The organism is Zobellia barbeyronii (assembly GCF_018603515.1).
GTDB classification, from domain to species: Bacteria; Bacteroidota; Bacteroidia; order Flavobacteriales; family Flavobacteriaceae; genus Zobellia; species Zobellia barbeyronii.
Genome location: NZ_JACATN010000005.1, coordinates 137,617 through 156,003, shown reverse-complemented (window position 1 = coordinate 156,003; position 18,387 = coordinate 137,617). Strand labels below are relative to the sequence as shown.

Annotated in this window: 15 protein-coding genes; 9 read left to right on the top strand and 6 right to left on the bottom strand. The window is 35.9% G+C overall.

Going from position 1 to position 18,387, the window contains the following annotated elements; all coding sequences use genetic code 11:
• Positions 1-633 precede the first annotated feature (633 nt).
• The gene (locus HW347_RS16855; RefSeq protein WP_214612920.1) at positions 634-1,497 is read right to left on the bottom strand and encodes a sigma-70 family RNA polymerase sigma factor; all 864 of its coding nucleotides are present in this window, start codon (positions 1,495-1,497) and stop codon (positions 634-636) included.
• 170 nt (positions 1,498-1,667) lie between these two features.
• On the opposite strand from HW347_RS16855, the gene HW347_RS16850 reads away from it, so the two are divergent.
• From HW347_RS16850 to HW347_RS16835, 4 genes are all read left to right on the top strand, one after another.
• Positions 1,668-2,177 (top strand): DUF6155 family protein, encoded by a 510-nt coding sequence (locus HW347_RS16850; RefSeq protein ID WP_214612919.1) that lies wholly within the window; start codon positions 1,668-1,670, stop codon positions 2,175-2,177.
• Between the two features lie 2 nt (positions 2,178-2,179).
• Positions 2,180-3,109, top strand: a complete 930-nt coding sequence (locus tag HW347_RS16845; protein WP_214612918.1) for a 2-hydroxyacid dehydrogenase — start codon at positions 2,180-2,182, stop codon at positions 3,107-3,109.
• 197 nt (positions 3,110-3,306) lie between these two features.
• Complete coding sequence (locus tag HW347_RS16840) at positions 3,307-4,818, top strand: DEAD/DEAH box helicase (RefSeq protein WP_214612917.1); 1,512 nt, start codon at positions 3,307-3,309, stop codon at positions 4,816-4,818.
• Between the two features lie 68 nt (positions 4,819-4,886).
• Positions 4,887-6,131: a glycosyltransferase gene (locus HW347_RS16835; RefSeq protein ID WP_317195326.1), complete on the top strand. Its 1,245-nt coding sequence runs from the start codon at positions 4,887-4,889 to the stop codon at positions 6,129-6,131.
• Positions 6,132-6,152: 21 nt separating this feature from the next.
• On the opposite strand, the gene HW347_RS16830 is transcribed toward HW347_RS16835, so the two are convergent.
• The 4 genes from HW347_RS16830 to HW347_RS16815 form a co-directional block, all read right to left on the bottom strand.
• Complete coding sequence (locus HW347_RS16830; protein WP_214612916.1) at positions 6,153-6,560, bottom strand: response regulator; 408 nt, start codon at positions 6,558-6,560, stop codon at positions 6,153-6,155.
• Between the two features lie 5 nt (positions 6,561-6,565).
• Positions 6,566-8,803: a PAS domain-containing sensor histidine kinase gene (locus HW347_RS16825; RefSeq protein ID WP_214612915.1), complete on the bottom strand. Its 2,238-nt coding sequence runs from the start codon at positions 8,801-8,803 to the stop codon at positions 6,566-6,568.
• Positions 8,804-8,866: 63 nt separating this feature from the next.
• The gene (locus HW347_RS16820) at positions 8,867-9,274 is read right to left on the bottom strand and encodes a response regulator (protein WP_214612914.1); all 408 of its coding nucleotides are present in this window, start codon (positions 9,272-9,274) and stop codon (positions 8,867-8,869) included.
• Between the two features lie 5 nt (positions 9,275-9,279).
• The gene (locus HW347_RS16815) at positions 9,280-11,895 is read right to left on the bottom strand and encodes a PAS domain-containing sensor histidine kinase (protein ID WP_214612913.1); all 2,616 of its coding nucleotides are present in this window, start codon (positions 11,893-11,895) and stop codon (positions 9,280-9,282) included.
• A gap of 362 nt (positions 11,896-12,257) precedes the next feature.
• Here HW347_RS16815 and HW347_RS16810 point away from each other — a divergent pair, with 362 nt between their 5' ends.
• A complete protein-coding gene (locus tag HW347_RS16810) occupies positions 12,258-13,100 on the top strand; it encodes a 1,4-dihydroxy-2-naphthoyl-CoA synthase (RefSeq protein WP_194550260.1) in 843 nt (280 codons plus the stop codon).
• A gap of 279 nt (positions 13,101-13,379) precedes the next feature.
• On the opposite strand, the gene HW347_RS16805 is transcribed toward HW347_RS16810, so the two are convergent.
• Complete coding sequence (locus HW347_RS16805; RefSeq protein ID WP_214612912.1) at positions 13,380-14,708, bottom strand: serine hydrolase domain-containing protein; 1,329 nt, start codon at positions 14,706-14,708, stop codon at positions 13,380-13,382.
• Here HW347_RS16805 and HW347_RS16800 point away from each other — a divergent pair.
• The 4 genes from HW347_RS16800 to HW347_RS16785 are packed head-to-tail and all read left to right on the top strand — an operon-like array spanning position 14,689 to position 18,376.
• Complete coding sequence (locus tag HW347_RS16800; RefSeq protein WP_225901961.1) at positions 14,689-15,768, top strand: 2-hydroxyacid dehydrogenase; 1,080 nt, start codon at positions 14,689-14,691, stop codon at positions 15,766-15,768. The genes HW347_RS16805 and HW347_RS16800 overlap by 20 nt on opposite strands.
• 33 nt (positions 15,769-15,801) lie before the next feature.
• Positions 15,802-16,218 carry a 3D domain-containing protein gene (locus HW347_RS16795; protein ID WP_214612911.1) on the top strand — a complete coding sequence of 139 codons (417 nt, stop codon included), beginning with the start codon at positions 15,802-15,804 and terminating at the stop codon, positions 16,216-16,218.
• Positions 16,215-16,913: an N-acetylmuramoyl-L-alanine amidase gene (locus tag HW347_RS16790; protein WP_214612910.1), complete on the top strand. Its 699-nt coding sequence runs from the start codon at positions 16,215-16,217 to the stop codon at positions 16,911-16,913. The genes HW347_RS16795 and HW347_RS16790 overlap by 4 nt, the downstream gene beginning before the upstream one ends.
• On the top strand, positions 16,910-18,376 hold the full coding sequence (locus HW347_RS16785) for a M14 family zinc carboxypeptidase (RefSeq protein ID WP_214612909.1): 1,467 nt from the start codon (positions 16,910-16,912) through the stop codon (positions 18,374-18,376). The genes HW347_RS16790 and HW347_RS16785 overlap by 4 nt, the downstream gene beginning before the upstream one ends.
• Positions 18,377-18,387 lie beyond the last annotated feature (11 nt).

Here is an 18,387-nt window from a genome sequence, read left to right as displayed (position 1 = left end):
AGGTGGAACAAAGTAGCACAGATCGGTATCATAATTGCTTATATAGCTTGTGTCACCTGTAAACATTGGCTTCGGAAAACGACAAATAGTTGGAAAACAGCACGTAATAGATGAAATGTTCAATTTTTACGATGAATTACACACATGATTTGCTTCTCAAAATTAGATTTATACATGATTAACAGGTTTTACAACATGTTTTATTCGTTACACCACATTTTGTTGTTGAAGGCTGCCTTAATTAATAAGTTTACATCATAATACTTGAGACACCGAATCAAAATAACAATTTAACCTATACTATTATGCTTTACGATACTTACGGAGAAGAATACCTATCATTCCTTCAAGACTTAAATGAAATTTTAAGTTTAAATGAATTGGTAGAGTTAGATTATATGTAAATCAGGATCCCAAATCCATCAACCTTTAAAACCTACAACTATGTCAAAACAAAACCCAGACAACGCAGCTTATTTAAATTTCATTGAAAATTTGAATGAAATTCTAAACAGCGAACAAATTAGTAAATTGAATTTTTCTTAGTTATTTAGTGAATATTAGTTGTTCAAAAAAAGCCCTGACGATAAAACGTCAGGGCTTTTTTATATATAATTATGTTGTAAAAAAAGACTATCCTAAATACGTCTTCAACAATTTGCTTCTTGAGTTGTGGCGCAATTTTCTAATGGCCTTCTCACGAATTTGTCTAACCCTTTCTCTGGTAAGATCAAAAGTCTGGCCTATTTCAGCTAAAGTCATAGATTGTTGATCACCAATGCCATAATATAATTTAACTACATCGGCCTCTCTTGGAGACAAAGTCTCTAATGCACGGTTAATCTCCGTATTAAGGGACTGCTGCATTAGAAGTTTATCGGGTCTAGGAGACTCTCCACTACGAAGTACATCATAAAGATTTGAATCTTCTCCTTCACGAAGGGGAGCATCCATAGATACGTGCCTTCCGGAATTTTTCATGGATTGCTTCACCTCACTAACCGTCATCTCTAGCTCTTTGGCTATTTCCTCGGCAGAAGGTGGTCTCTCATGAGCCTGTTCTAAATAAGAAAAAGTCTTTTTAATCTTATTTATAGAACCAATTTTGTTTAAAGGTAGACGTACAACACGAGATTGTTCGGCAAGAGCCTGAAGAATAGATTGGCGAATCCACCATACAGCATATGATATAAATTTGAAACCACGAGTTTCATCAAAGCGTTTCGCCGCTTTAACAAGTCCAAGATTCCCTTCATTTATTAAATCGGGTAACTTTAAACCTTGATTCTGATATTGTTTGGCCACGGATACTACAAAACGTAGGTTGGCTGTAGTTAATTTCTCTAGAGCTGCTTGGTCTCCTTTTCGGATCTTTTGTGCGAGTTCTACTTCCTCAGATGCATTGATCAGATCAATTTTACTGATATCTTGCAAGTACTTGTCCAATGATTTTGATTCACGATTCGTAACCTGCTTGATAATCTTTAGTTGCCTCATATATCTAGTATGTTTAGGATTGCTACAAGAGTACAGTATACATTTTTATAACCAATTTTCCAAAGACTTGTGAGTATTCTTATACACTATTTATTATAAAATTAAGAATTTACCTACAAAATTGAGGAGTTTCTAATAGTTACATTATTTTTGAAATTAAATCATGAAAAATGAGCAAGCGAAAGCTGAAAAAGTATCTCAACGAGATTGATAAGGATGCTATAGAAGAACAGCTTCTAGACCTTTATGACCGTTTTCCTGAGGTAAAAGAGTATTATAATTTCATCTTTAATCCAAAGGAAGACAAGCTTGTTCAGGAAGCAAAGACTAAAATAAGTAATGAATACTTCCCTGTTAGACGCAGAAGACCAAAAGCTAGGCGTTCTGTAGCTCAAAAGTTTATAAAGCATTTTATAAAACTAGGGGTGGATCCACACCTTATTGCAGATGTTATGTTATATAATTTGGAAATTGCTCAGGTGTTTGAGAAAAATCGTAATATACCCGATGCCTTTTATAAAAGCATGATGAATTCATTTACTGAGGCTGTTCAGTTTATTTCTATAAATGGACTTTTAGCAGATTATAAAAAGCGCATAGTAAAAATTTATACTATAACTGAAGAGCAGAATTGGCAATTTGGCGAGGGATTTTCTCGAGCCTTAGATATCATAGACTAAATATGGCGTTAGTAATTATAAGACAGGATGGTAAAATTGATCTTTGGAAAGAAGCTCTTTTAGCACAACAACCCGGTTTAGAAGTTTACAGCTATTTAGAAAATCACCCTAAAGATAAAATAGAAATGGCCCTAGTCTGGAAGCATCCAAACGGCTCATTGGCAGATTATCCTAATCTAAAGCTTATAGCGTCTAGTGGGGCAGGGGTAGATTTTATTTTTGAGGATGATACAGTTCCTGAAAACTTGCCAATAACCCGTGTGGTAGATGATATGTTGGCCAAAGACATGAGCGAGCATGTGCTTGCCGTTATATTTAGTCACCTTAAAAATCTGGATAGATACAGGATTAACCAAACAAAAGGTATTTGGAAACCTATGCAATACAATCGTATTTCAGACTTTACTGTCGGTATAATGGGCTTGGGAGCTCTAGGTAAAGAATTGGCAACAGATTTGGTGAAATACGGCTTTAAAGTTCAGGGTTGGGCAAATTCTAAGAAGGATATTCATGGCGTTAGTTGTTTTGCAGGTGAATCTGGCTTTTCTGGTTTTCTTGAAACCACTCAAATCTTGGTTTGCCTTTTACCATTGACCAATGCTACTACTGGAATTTTAAATAAAGAACTTTTTAAGCAACTTCCAAAAGGAGCATTTGTAATAAATGTGGCTCGTGGTGGTCATTTGGTAGATGAGGATTTATTAGAAATGTTGAATAACGACCATCTATCCGGAGCAGGGTTAGACGTTTATCATCAAGAACCTCTTCCAATGGAACATCCGTTTTGGAACCATGAGAAAATTCAGATGACGCCTCATTACGCTAGTGTTTCTGATACGAGTTCTGTAGTCCCACAGATTTTAGAAAATTATGATAGGCTACAGAAGGGTAGTCCATTACTAAATGAGGTGGTGATGGATAAAGGATATTAATACCTCAATTTTTATCTTAATAATTACTTGAATACAGCTATATTTTAAGGGTAGAGTGAGGCTTTTCTTTTTTCTTTTTATTGATTTAAGAGGAATAAATTTCAGATAAGTACAAATTTCCTTTAATTTTGTAAAATTCAAATTTTGGGATGCCCCCACATATTTATTATAATTGAACGCTAAATTTTAGAACCTACTTGGAGTTAAAAAAGGATACAACCGAAAAGCAATTATACGATTATCAGAACGAAGATCTGAATACGATTTTCAAGCATCTTGAGGATCCTGAAGAAAACGGAAACTTGTTGTACCAATTGCCTACTGGTGGTGGTAAAACTGTAGTTTTCTCTGAAATTGCTCGTCGTTATATAGAAAAAACGGGAAAGAAAGTAGTAGTACTTACGCACCGTATAGAATTGAGTACGCAGACTTCTAAAATGCTGAAGAGTTTTGGTGTCAAGAATAAGATCATCAATAGTGAGGTAAAAGAACTTAATGACCAACATGAGTTCATGTGTTTTGTTGCCATGGTGGAAACCTTGAACAATAGGTTGCAGGAAGAAAAGGTAGAAATTGATGATATTGGCCTAGTTATTATTGATGAGGCACATTACAATTCTTTCCGGAAACTCTTTAAGTTTTTCAAGAAATCTACAATTTTAGGGGTTACGGCAACTCCTTTGAGTTCTAACATAAAATTACCCATGAAAGACAACTATCAAAAGTTGATCGTGGGTGAGTCTATAGGCGCCCTAATTGAGAGAAACTTCTTGGCTAAGGGTAACATGTATAATTATGATGTTAGTTTACAGAGTCTTAAACTAGGTATTAGTGGTGATTATACGGTAAAATCTTCTGATGAGCTTTATAGTAATCAGAGTATGTTGGGTAAACTACTTTCTGGCTATAAAGAGATTGCAGAGGGTACTAAAACATTGATATTCAATAACGGTATCAACACGTCTCGTTACGTGTATGAAACCTTTAAGAAGGCGGGTTACAACATCCGCCATTTAGATAATAAAAATACGGCTACGGAACGTAAGGATATTTTAGAATGGTTCTCCAATACACCAGATGCCATTCTTACTTCAGTTAGTATTCTTACAACTGGTTTTGATGAACCATCTGTAGAGACAATTATGCTAAATAGGGCTACGCGCTCGCTTACGCTATATTTTCAGATGATTGGTCGTGGGTCTCGTATTTTGCCTAATAAGAGTGAATTTACAGTAGTAGATTTAGGGAACAACGTAGCACGTTTCGGATTATGGAGTGCACCTATTGACTGGCAGGAAATTTTCCACTTTCCAGATTTCTACTTGGAAAACATTAAGAACGACGAGGAGATAGAAAAAGAGTTCGTTTACGAAATGCCTACGGCACTTCGTGAAAAATTCAAAAATTCTACCAATATTGAGTTCAATATAAAAGAGGAATACAAAAAGGTTTTTGCAGAAGGTCTAAGGTCCAAAATTGTATTGGAACGAAGTATTGATCAACATGCTCAAATTTGTGTAGAGAACTCAGAAGATGTTTTTGACGCTCGTATTCTTGCAAAAGAACTAAAAGAAGAAATTAAGTACCGTGTACGTCAATATTCGTACTGCATTATGAACAACACCAAAAACTACAAAGAGTGGTTGGAAGAGGATTATGAGCGTAAATTACGTTCAAGTATCTCTAAAATGTTCGCAGAAAGAATGTAATTTCCTAAAGGGAAATTAATTGACTGTAGTTTAGATCCCAGATGTTTACAGGAAATAAGTAAAGCAAAGTGAAGCAAAATGTACTTTTAGTAATTGGTTTTACTTGGCCTGAACCTGCTTCTACAGCTGCGGGAAACCGCATGCTGCAACTTCTGGATTTTTTCAAAAATGAAGGTTTCGATATCGTCTTCACAAGCACGGCCTCCAAAAGCGAACTCTCATTGGATCTTGATGCTTTAGGTATAAAGTCTAGGGATATTATGTTGAACGACTCTGGTTTTGATGATTTTATAAAAGATATAAATCCTACGGTTGTATTATTTGACCGGTTTTTGACCGAAGAACAATTTGGGTGGCGTATCTCTGAGAATGTTCCCAATGCTATTAAAATACTTGATACCGAAGATTTACATTCGCTTAGAAAGGTAAGAGAGGTTTCTCATAAAAAAGAAGTCCCATTTTCATTACGTACCTGGTTGCAGGAAGATATTACCAAACGTGAAGTTGCAAGTATTCTGCGTTGTGATCTTTCTTTAATGGTTTCTACTTTTGAAGTGCAACTGCTGACGGAAACTTTAAAAATTGATTCTAATCTGCTTTTGCATCTACCTTTTCTTTTGGAGAAAATACAATATGCAGAACAAGAAGCCTGGTCTGATTTTGATGAACGGATAAACTTTGTATGCATAGGGAATGGAAAGCACGCACCAAATGTAGACGCGGTATTATGGCTGTCTAAAGAAATTTGGCCGTTGATAAGGAAAGCTTTGCCGGAAGCAGAAGTTTCTGTCTACGGAGCATATATGCCACAACAAGTAAATCAGTTACACAAACCGGAAATAGGATTTCTTATTAAAGGTTGGACCGAAGATGTAAATGAGGTTTTTGAGAACACACGTGTAAACCTTGCTCCATTGCGTTTTGGTGCGGGTATTAAGGGAAAACTTACCACGGCAATGCAAAATGGCACACCAAGCGTTACAACTGCCATAGGAGCAGAGGGTATGCATGATGGTTTGCCTTGGTCTGGAGTCGTAGCAGAAACACCAGAGAATTTTGCTCGTGAAGCAATACAATTATACCGTAACAGAAAGGATTGGAAGAAATCACAGCAGAATGGTCTGGATCTTATTAATCAATTGTATAACAAGCAAAAGTTACGTGAACGGTTTTCTTTGGTCTTGAATAATCTACAGCGAAATCTAGAAGAACACCGTATTCATAATTTTATGGGAAATTTAGTGCAGCATCAAACTTTACAGAGTACAAAGTATTTGTCTAAATGGATAGAAGAAAAGAATAAAAAAAAATAGTTACCCAGAATTGAAGTGGTTCTAAAGCCCGATCGTCTTTTCTATTATAGCTTTAAGCTTATCACTTTTTAAAGGCTTGGATAAGTAATCAACAACAAATTCACAGCTTTTAGCTTTCTCAATATCTTCTGGGTCTACAGAGGAAGAAACCATATAAATAGGAATCTTCTCGGTCAGATTGGGCCCAATAGTTTTATAGGTCTCTAAAAACTGAAACCCATCCATAATTGGCATATCAATATCTAATAAAATAAGATTTGGCAACGCATCAGGGGAATCCTGATTCTCTTTAATGAAATTAATTGCTTCTTCTCCATTCTGAAAAACTGAAGTCTTATGTTCAATCTTAGAAAACTTTGCAGATTGAATAATTGTAAACCTATAAATATCATCGTCGTCAATAATACAAAGGTGAAAAGGCTGTGCCATATGTTTTAAATAAAATGAATGTTGAAAGTACTGCCTTCATTGACTTTACTTGTTACTGTAATTTTTCCGCCCATAGCTTCAATTTGGGTCTTTGTCATAAAGAGACCGATTCCTTTGGCCTCCGGGTGGTTATGAAAAACTTTGTTCAAACCAAATATTTTGTGACCATGCTTTTCCAAATCTATTCCCAAGCCATTATCCTTAAAGCTCAAAATAATTTTTCCATTTTCTAATTTTGAAGTAATCTCTATTTCTGGAACGCGTTCTGGAGACTTATATTTTAAAGCATTTCCAATTAGATTTTGAAAAATGCTTTCCATGTAGATTTTATTATAACGAATTGAATCTACCGCTGAAAAATCACTTTTAATAACCGCTTTAGTCCTTTCTATTTCTGTAGAGAAAATCTCTTTTGTTTTAGATAACTTATTGCTAAAGGAAAGCTCGCTACGTTCTAATGAATTATGGCTTTTGGCACTCAATGCTTCTATTAACGTATTGAGAGTTAGTGAAAGGTGAGAGATTACTGTTTCAAATTTTTTGAACAGGTCATTGCGCTCTTCCTCACTTCCCATCATTTTGTATATTTCCACAAGCGAATTTAAATTGCTTACTGGCGCTCTTAGGTTGTGAGAGGTAATTTGTGTAAAGTCTGCCAATTGGTTATTTTGAGCGGTGAGTTCTTCGGTCAGAATTTCCAAGTCCTCTTTCGCTTTTAAAATTTTACTCTCGGCAATTTTAGCAGAAGTAAGATCTCTTACAGACATAGATATAATAAGACCTTCATCTGTTTGCAAAGGGCCAAGGGTTATTTCAACTGGAATTTCCCTTCCAGATTTGTGCGTTAAGTAGAAATCTTCACCAAGGTCTACTATTGTTACCTCCATATTGGTCAGGAATTTTTCTCTATGCGGAGTACGAATCTCATCAAATCTTGAAGGGATTAGCGTTTCTATAGATTTTCCTACCAATTCCTCAGAAGAATAACCTAACAGGCTTTCTCCTTGTTTGTTAACCATTTGAATAATACTTTCATTACCCACTATTATGGTTGCACTAGGTGCAGAATCCACAAGTCCTTTAAACTTGATTTCTTGTAGTTGTTGTTCAGAGATATCCTGGCAAGTGCCTGCTAACTTTACCGTATTTCCTTTTTTATCAACCTCAACATCACCCAACAATCTAATCCACTTTAGTGTACCATCTTTTAATAGGATGCGATGTATAATTTTGTCAAAATGTTTTTGCTCTATCGCTTGAGCAAAATGGGCCGTAACTACTGCTTGGTCATCTGGGTGTACACATTCAAAATACGTATTGAATTCTAGTTTTATGTTTTCTTCCTGCTTAAAAAGGTAATACAAATTGGCAGACCAGAATACCTCATCGGTAAGCGTATTTAGTTCCCAATGACCTAATAAAGCCTTTTGTTCTGCAAAAATTAAGAGCTCATTTTTTTTAGTTAACTCAGTCTCTATGGTTTTATAACTAGTAACATCCTGTGAAATACCTAATATGTTTGTGAGGTTTCCTTCATCATCCAAAATAGCATCTCCTGAAACTTGAATAATTCGGGTTCTGCCATCTGGCATTACCATTCTGTGGTTAAAACTATGGTAATGTTTGGTTTTAATATTATATGCTATTTGCTTTCTTACGAACTCTCTGTCTTCTGGATGAACCTTATCTATCAAAACACTTAGAGGTACTGGAACGTCCGTAGGAACACCTACTATATAAGTCATGTTCTCTGAGCAAATTAACGTATCTGAACTAGCATCCCAGTTCCAATGCCCTAGTTTTGCTTTGTGTTCAGCAAATTTTAATAATTGATTATGCCTTAAAAATGTTTCTTGAGTTTGCTTACTTTTTGTAATGTCTTGTACGATTCCTGCAATTGCAGTGCATTTATCATTTTCTAATTTGCGGGTAGCTATAACGTGCAGCCATATCACAGTTCCTTTTTTAGTTTTAAACTCTAGTTCTTGGTCAAAAGGTTGCCCCGTTTTTATTAATTCAATTATCCCATCCTTAATTAAAAATTCAGTAGCCTCAGGCTTGTCAAATAGTGATTTTTCACCTCTTTTAACTACACAATCGTAAGGTATGCCTAACACTTCGCAGGTAACCTTGTCCAACGAATAAATACCTGTTTCAATATTTAAATTCCAAGTGCCAATGCGTAACATGTCACGAATGGTTATCGCGCTAGTATCGTCCATTGTTTTTTTATCATCTTTCATATTCATGAATAACTAACTTGAAATTTTTATATAGCAAAAAAGCATGTGTATAACTGTAGGTTCTTAACCTTCTAATGTTTTTTCTATTATTGCCTTGAGCTTATCGCTTTTTAAAGGTTTTGATAAATAATCAATAACCGCTGTGTAACTTTTGGCTCTTTCTATATCTTCTGGATCTACAGATGATGAAACCATATATATGGCAATCTTCTTGCTTATTTTGGCTTCAATCTCTTTGTAAGTTTTTAGAAACTGAAAGCCATCCATAATAGGCATATCAATATCTAATAAAATTAGATTTGGTAGCGCGTCAGGAGTATCCTGATTCTCTTTAATGAAATTTATCGCCTCTTCCCCATTAGGGAAAACAGAGGTTATATGTTCAATCTTAGAAAACTTTGCAGATTGAATAATTGTAAACCTATAAATATCGTCATCATCAACAATACAAAGGTGAAAGGGGTGTTGCATATTTCTTAAATGAAATGAATATTAAAAGTAGTGCCTTCGTCTACTTTACTAGAAACTGTAATTTTTCCGCCCATGGCCTCAATTTGCGTTTTGGTCATAAAAAGACCAATACCTTTTGCTTCTGGGTGGTTATGAAATACTTTGTTTAATCCAAATATTTTGTGTCCATGTTTCTCTAAATCTATACCTAGGCCATTGTCTTTAAAGCTTAGGATTGTCTTTCCATTATCTATTTTAGAACTTATCTCTAACTCAGGAACACGTTCTCTAGATTTATATTTTAAAGCGTTACCTATTAAATTTTGAAATATACTTTCTAAGTATATTTTATGGTAGCGTATAGAGTCTACTTTTGCGAAATTACTCTTAATAATTGCTTTTGAATTACTGATTTCAGCAGTGAAAATTTCTTTTGTTTTCGTTAGAGTAGCACCAAATGATACCTCACTACGTTCAAGAGAAGTATGGTTTTTTGCGGTCAGTGCTTCTATTAAGGTGTTGAGTGTTAGTGTAAGATGGGCTATTACGATTTCAAATTTTTTGAATAGCTCTTTTTGATCTTCCTCATTGTCCATCATTTTATAGATATCCAAGAGAGAGTTTAGGTTACTTACCGGCGCACGTAAGTTATGAGAGGTTATTTGAGTAAAATCTGCAAGCTGATGGTTCTGTGTTGTAAGCTCTTGAGTAAGAGTCTCCAAATCTTCTTTAGCTTTTATAATATTTTCTTGATGTAGCTTCTCTTCTGTTATATCACGGATTACTACAGAAAGGAGAAGCCCACCTTCAATTTGCAATGGCCCAAGAGTTACCTGAACGGGAATTTCCTTGCCATCTTTGTTCAACATATGAAGACCAGCACCCATGTCATAGGTTTTTACTGTAGGGTTGGCATAAAAAGCTTCTCTTAATGGTGCTCGTTTTTCATCAAATCTAGAAGGTATTAGAAGGTCTATATTACTACCTACTAATTCTTCTGGAGTATATTTAAATAGGCGCTCAGCTTGTTTATTAATCATCTGTATAATATTGCCTTCATCCAATATGAGCGTTGCATTTGGAGCAGATTCCAACAAACCTTTAAATTTCATTTCTTCTGCCCGTTGCTCACTAACATCTTGCAACGTACCTAACATCTCAATAGCATTACCATACTGGTCCCGTATAGCCATAGCTAATAGTTCTACAGTTTTAATTTTACCATTTTCTAATAAGATGCGGTGTATAACTCTTTCAAAATCCTTGCTTTCTAAAATGGTGTCAATTATTGCGCTCACCCTTTCTCTGTCTTCTGGGTGGATATAACTGTAATAAATATCAAAAACAATTGGTAAATTATCTTCTCGTTCAAAAATCCGGTAGAGGTTAGTAGACCATTTTATTTTATTGGTATTTAAATCCCATTGCCAATTACCAATCTTTGTGATTTGTTCTGCGAACCCAAGTAATTGATTCTTGCTTATGAGTTCATTTTCAAAGTTTTTTTGATCGGTAATATCTTGTGAAATTCCTAAGATTGTTAAAATGTTGCCTTCTAAATCAGTATATACTTCTCCGGTAACTTTTATGTGTCTGAGTTCCCCATGCATATAAATAGGATGGGTAAATTCAACAAAGGACTTTGTTTCAATTGTTTTATTTAATGTATCTAAGATATCTTTCTGATTTTCTTGAGGAATATCTTTTAGAAGATCACTCATGGTAAACTCAACATTCCTTTCAAATCCTAGAGCATCTGCCATATTCTCGGAACAACTAAATAAATCAGTTGTAAGATTCCATAGCCAATAGCCAAAATGAGCTTTCTGTTGAGCAGTGAGAAATAATTTATTTTTTTCAAAAAGCTCATCCTCAAAACGTTTTTTTGCAGTAATATCTTGAGAACTACACATGAAACCGGTTAATTCTTCTGCTTTATTGAAAAGGGGTTCTCCTAAAACTTGAATTATACGTTCGGTACCATCCTCTAAGATATACCGGTGTAGAAGGGGAGTAAATGTTTTACTTTCTACTGAATTTTTTAGATGATCTTGTACCTGTTTTTTATCACCCGGGTGAATTCCTTCTGTTAATATCTCAATAGTAATTTTTTCACCATCAGGAGAGCCAATTATACGAGATATATTTCTAGAGCAGGTAATAACATTACTCTTTAAGTCCCATTTCCAGTGACCTAACGAAGCCTTGTTCTCCGTATAGTTTAAAATCTCATTTTTTTTGAATAATTCAATTTCAGAATTTTTCCTTATCGTTATGTCCTGGACCATTCCAGAAACGTTTACACAATTACCTCCCTCATCATAATTACCTTTTCCGATTAATAACACCCAAATAGAGTTTCCATCAGAAAGGAACAACTCTACTTCATGATTAAAAGAAGATTTTTGTTCTATAGCTTTAGCTAATGTCTCCTGTATAACGGCCCATTTATTTCCGGTAGGGCAAAAGGGAGGTTTTTCTTTTGTGCTTAATGTAGTGCCATTTGGTAACTGAGTAATTTCACAAGAAATGTCATCAAGTAAATACGTATCGGAAGAAGTGTCAAGCTGCCAATAACCAATTCTTGCAATCGCATTTAGATCGGCAATTGAAATATCTATATTTTGTTTTATTTTGTCCATTAGCTATTTGTAATACTCTAATTTAACAAGAAAAAGATTAGAATAGCATAGTGTATAACTTTCTTTGTAAATAAAGATATTCTTTAGTTCTTACATTTAAGAATGGTGTAAAAATATAATATTTTGATGTAATATGCTGTCAATTAGGGTGTTTATTGGTGTTATTATGATAAAAAACCTACAATTGGTCTAATTTGAAAGTAACACTGTCTTGTCTTCCGATAAAATGTTTATAAAAACGCATTTTATTGAAATAGTAGCGCATTTATTTTTGAGGATTAAAGCTTTATTTCTTACAAGTCTTAAACAATGGTTCTTTCTTTTTTCAAATTGCTTTACTTTGCAGCGTTTAAACTTTTATTATGCAAAAACCAGATTGGACAATAGCCAAAGAATTTGAAGATATCACCTATAAAAAGTGTAACGGTGTAGCCCGTATTGCTTTTAACCGACCTAATGTACGTAACGCGTTCAGGCCTAAAACTACTAGCGAGTTATATCAGGCTTTTTATGATGCTCAAGAAGATACTTCTATAGGCGTTGTTTTGCTTTCTGCGGAAGGCCCATCTACCAAAGATGGTATTTACTCATTCTGTAGTGGTGGTGATCAAAAGGCTAGGGGAGACCAAGGTTATGTTGGAGAAGATGGTATGCACCGTTTGAATATTCTAGAAGTGCAGCGTCAAATTCGTTTTATGCCAAAAGCGGTGATCGCTGTGGTGCCAGGTTGGGCGGTAGGCGGCGGACATAGTCTTCACGTAGTTTGTGATCTTACTTTAGCGAGTAAAGAACATGCTATTTTTAAACAAACGGATGCTGATGTTACCAGTTTTGATGGTGGTTATGGCTCTGCTTACCTGGCTAAAATGGTTGGCCAGAAAAAAGCGCGGGAAATCTTTTTCTTAGGAAGAAACTACTCTGCTCAGGAGGCTTATGAAATGGGAATGGTAAATGCCGTAATTCCCCATGATGAATTAGAAGACACCGCTTATTCATGGGCGCAAGAAATTCTTGAAAAATCACCTACTTCTATAAAAATGCTAAAGTTCGCTATGAACCTAACGGATGATGGTATGGTAGGTCAGCAAGTATTTGCAGGTGAGGCCACGCGTTTAGCTTACGGTACGGAAGAAGCAAGAGAGGGTAGAAATGCCTTTTTAGAAAAGCGGAAGCCTAATTTTGGTAAGAACAAGTATATTCCTTGATTTTCAGAACAAAGTGTTTTCGTATTTAATATTATGGTTTTATAGGGCACGAACCTATTAAAACTAGAAAAAGCCCATCCGTAAGGAAAAGGCTCTTTCATCGAGAACACTATATGAAAATGAAAATTTTATTTCTTGTTTTTATTACACTGTAAACTTACCCTGAAGTTACATTACAACGAAACTATTGTTGCAACGCAAGGGAAAATTGTTGTGTAACTACACAAAAAAGATATGTAAGCTTTTTCTTAGGTTTTCGTGAGCCAGAAACGATGCTATTTATTTAATAGCAGCCAATAAATTTTTGAGGAAAAGGTTAATGTCAAAATCAGGGTCTTCGGCAAGACCGGTTCTAACGACCACTACATCTTTAGACGGAATAATAAAAACACGCTGCCCTTGGTACCCGTTTGCAGAATAGAGGTCTCTAGGTACATCTGGGTATTTTCCGTTGGCGTTAAGCCAGAAGTGACCACCGTAGGTGCCATTAGAAAGTATGGTGGGTTCAGATACATAACTCACCCAAGAAGGTCCAAAAAGTTGTTCTCCGTTCCAGTTCCCTTTGTTTAAATACAATAGTCCAAACTTGGCCCAATCTCTGGTATTTGCCCATGCATAGGAAGAACCAACAAAATTTCCTTTCATATCTGTCTCCATAAGCATACTGCTCATTCCTATTTTATCAATGAGTGCTTGGTAAGGATAATTTATGTACTCTTGGTGCGTTTTAAATCGCTTTCTTAAAATACCGGACAATAAATTAGAGGTTCCCGAAGAGTAGTTCCAAACTTCTGTTGGCGCAGCAATAGCTTTCTTTTCACCTTGTGCCTTGGTCATGTCCGCATCCATGAAAAGCATACGGGTTACATCAGAAATAGAAGTATAATCTTCTTCCCATGCAAGTCCACTTTGCATACGTAGCAAATGGTTAAGCGTTATTTTTTTTCTGTCGTCTTTTTCCCAACCTTCTAAAAGCATAGGTTCATTTAAGTCTATTTTCCCTTCATACTCCAAAATTCCGTACAAAGTAGCCAATACACTTTTGGTCATACTCCAGCCCAAAATAGGTGTGTCTTTTGTAAATCCTTCCAGATACTTTTCACCAATAATTTGGTTTTTATGAGCTACCAAAACAGTTCGTGTTTTTTGAACTTCGTTATTGGTAAAAGCTTGGTCCATTGCTTTCTGCAGCTGATCATAGTCTACGTTAGGAAAAACAGTGTCTTTAGGCTCTTTATCTCCGTAAGGAAAGGCTAAGTCATTTTCGTTTTTCGCACGTTGTGGAACGGGAATCTTGATATCAGGGTCGTAGTCTTTGTTGACTAGTGTGCAACCTAATCCTTCATTACATATCGCTTTTCGTGCCATAAGTCCAAAAACCGAAGCTGTAGCGCTCTTGCCATCTGTCTCAACATCGGCAAGGTTTATTAGTGGCACGTCATTATCGTTTAATTCAACGGACTCGGCACTTCTATTGGTTAGAAAAACGGTAGAGGCCATATTTTTGGAGGCATAACCGGAGATAAAATTGAGTTTGGGGAAATTAAAATATACTGCCACTGCTAGAATTACAAATAAAATTAAAAGTATGCGTTTGAAGATTTTCATAGAAACTTTTGGGGGTTGTGAAAATGAAAAAGATACGTATAAGTCTGCAAAAGTAAAGGAATTTGTAAAACCGTCTACTAGATTTTATAAATTGCTTCCTATGAAAGTACTCGTACCACTTAATATTCCCGAAGCCGGAATAGAGCTATTGAAAAAGGAAGGCCTTGAAGTCACTAAATGGACCAAGGATTTACCCATGACAAAAGAAGAACTTTATGAGGCAACTGCTAGACATGATGCGCTTCTGAGCACCAGTAATTATCGTTTAGATGCTGCATTTTTAAATGCGAATAAACATCTAAAAATTATATCACAATATGCTGCTGGTTATGACAATATTGATTTAGTCGAAGCAAAAAAACTAGGTATACCTATTGCTAACGCACCTAATTCTATGACCGATGCCACTGCCGATATAGCTTTTATGCTTATGTTGGCAGTGTCTAGAAGATTGTTTTATATGCATAAAACTATAGCGAAAGGAGAATGGCAACATTTTAGACCTCAGGCACATTTAGGCATTGAACTAAAAAACAAAACCGTTGGGGTTTTTGGTTTAGGAAGAATAGGATTGGAATTTGCGCGGCGATGCAAAGGGGCTTATGGTATGAGCGTTCTTTATTGTAATCGCTCTGTCAATATAGAAGCGGAAGTGGCACTACAAGCTCAAAAAGTAACTTTTGACGAGTTATTAGCGCAAAGCGATGTTGTTTCGGCTCATTGTGCGCTAACAGAGGCCACAAAACACAAGTTTGATGCCAGTGCATTCAAGAAAATGAAATCGTCCGCAATTTTCATTAATACCTCTAGAGGGCAAGTGCATCATGAAAAAGGGTTGATAGCAGCTTTAGAAAATGATGAGATATGGGGAGCAGGTTTGGATGTTACGGATCCAGAACCTATGAAAAACGATAACCCGTTGCTCTCTATGGAGCGTGTAGCGGTTACCCCACATATTGGTTCTGCAACGGTAGAAGCCAGAAATCTAATGTCCGTTTTTGCGGCTAAAAACATTATTGCATTCCATAGGGAAGAACCGCTACCATACCCAGTTTCTTAAAATTATGTAGCTTTAAAGTAAATCCCTTTCGTTATGTACAAAAAGATAACCTTGTTTTTGTTGCTGTCTTGGCTATGTATTGCGTGTGCCGAAAAAGACAAAGATTACGTTTGGAAAACTAAAGAAGTAGATGTAACTGCCTACAATTCTGTGTACTGGCAGACAGATGATGAACCCGGCGTGGCGGCCTGGGGAGATACTTTAATACCTGGTATGAAAACCATTGCGGTATCGCAGGATTTATTGCATTTGGGTATAGGGCAAGGCACGCAAGTAAAGATAAATGGTCTGGACGGCATTTATGTGGTAATGGATAAAATGCATAGCAGATGGGAGAATAAAATTGATATTTATATGGGTGTAGATGTGGAGCGTGCTAGAAATTGGGGAAATAAGACACTAAAAATTAAATACCGTGTTAAACGGGAAGTCAATACAAAAGATGAATGATTAAAAAATCTAGAATACTCTTTGCTATTTGCAGCTGCGTCTTCTTCATACATTGTAAACCAGCTAAGGAAACAGTACAAATTCCTGAGATTATAGATAAACCGATTGTTTTTGACGAAACCCGAAAACAATTGAGTTTAGAATACTTGAAAAGTAGGTATGGGATTATACAAGAGACGGCAATAATAGAACCTAAAATGATAGTGCTGCATTGGACGGTCATACCCACGCTAGAAGAATCTTTTGAAGCTTTTAATCCTTCTGCGTTACCAAACTGGCGGCCAGACATTAAGGATGTAAGCGGTCTAAATGTATCCTCTCAGTTTTTAGTGGATCGTGATGGCAGTATTTACCAACTACTACCAGAAACCACTATGGCTAGGCATGTTATTGGCCTAAACCATTGCGCTATTGGAATTGAAAACGTAGGAGGTACTGATGCGTTGCCCTTAACGGAGGAGCAGGTAAAATCTAATATTGCTTTGGTAAAATACTTAGCCAACAAATATGCTATTGATTATCTAATTGGGCATTATGAATACACCCTATTTGAAGATCACCCTTTGTGGTTGGAAAAGGACAGAGGCTATCGTACCATAAAAACAGATCCAGGAGAGGATTTTATGGACAAAGTAAGACAAGCCACCAAAAATCTTAATTTTGAACTTATACCAAAAAAACATAATACCCCATGAGAATACAATTTACCGCTTTGTTTCTAGTTGCTAGCCTATTTTGTAGTGCGCAGCAGAAAGATTTAACTACCATGCTTTATGATACGTATGAAACGTATAAAGAAACAACGTTAAATAAGAGACGTATAAAGCATTTTGATTTATATCCTTTAATTGAAAAATACCGTGAAAACGATAAATTCAAGGTAAGTCGTGTCGGAAGTTCTATTGAAGGGCGCCCGTTATCCCTTATTAGTATTGGAGAAGGAGAAACAAATGTTTTTCTATGGTCACAGATGCATGGCGATGAGCCCACGGCCACCCAAGCCATTTTTGATATTTTCAATCTTTTTAATAGCCCTGATTTTGAAACTGAAAAACAGGAAATATTAGCCAATTGTACGTTGCATTTTCTGCCAATGTTAAATCCTGATGGGGCAGAGGTCTTTAGACGAAGAAACCGCTTGGGTATTGATATTAATCGAGATGCATTACGGTTACAATCTCCCGAAGGGCAGACTTTAAAAAGAGTTAGGGATAGTTTAGATGCAGATTTTGGTTTCAACTTACATGATCAAAGCACCTATTATAATGCAGAAAGAACGGGAAAACCTGCTACTATCTCATATTTAGCTCCAGCGTATAACTATGAGAAGGATATAAACGAAAAGAGGGGCAATGCCATGAAAGTGATTGTCTTTATGAACAATATTATTCAAAAATATGCCCAGGGACAAGTGGGGCGTTATAATGATGACTTTGAGCCAAGAGCTTTTGGCGATAATATTCAAAAGTGGGGTACAAGCACGATTTTAATTGAGTCCGGTGGATATCTTGGTGATGTAGAAAAGCAAGAAATTAGAAAACTGAATTATGTTTCTATTCTGTCTGCCATTTATTCCATTGCTACTGAAAATTACAAAGAGATTGCTTTAGAAGAATATGAAAAAATACCTGAAAACGACCGAAAGCTTTTCGACCTAAAAATCGAAAATGCAACCTATCCGCTTTTAGGAAAAGACTATATTTTGGATATTGGTATGAACCGCCTAGAAGTAGACAAAGAGGAGCATAACGATTTTTGGCATAGTAGTCGCATTTTGGATCAAGGCGACCTTTCTACCTATTATGGGTACGAAACGTTAGATGCCACTGGGTACACGATAACACCTGGAAAGGTGTATCCGGACCTAGTATCGTCATTTAGCGCATTAGCAGCTATGGACATCAAATTTTTATTAAAATCTGGGTATACCTATGTACGTGTGGTAAACATTCCTAAGGAAAATTTATCATCACCCTTTCCAATCCACGTGATTGGAAAGAAATATGAAGTGCCAGAATTTTTAGTTGAAGTAGGACTCAATCCTACCTTCATTCTAAAAAAAGGTGATAATATCACGCACGCCGTAATCAACGGTTTTCTTATCGACCTTAATAGCGACAAGAAAACGAATTTTAAAAATGCAATGATTTACAGATAGGAGATTTTCAG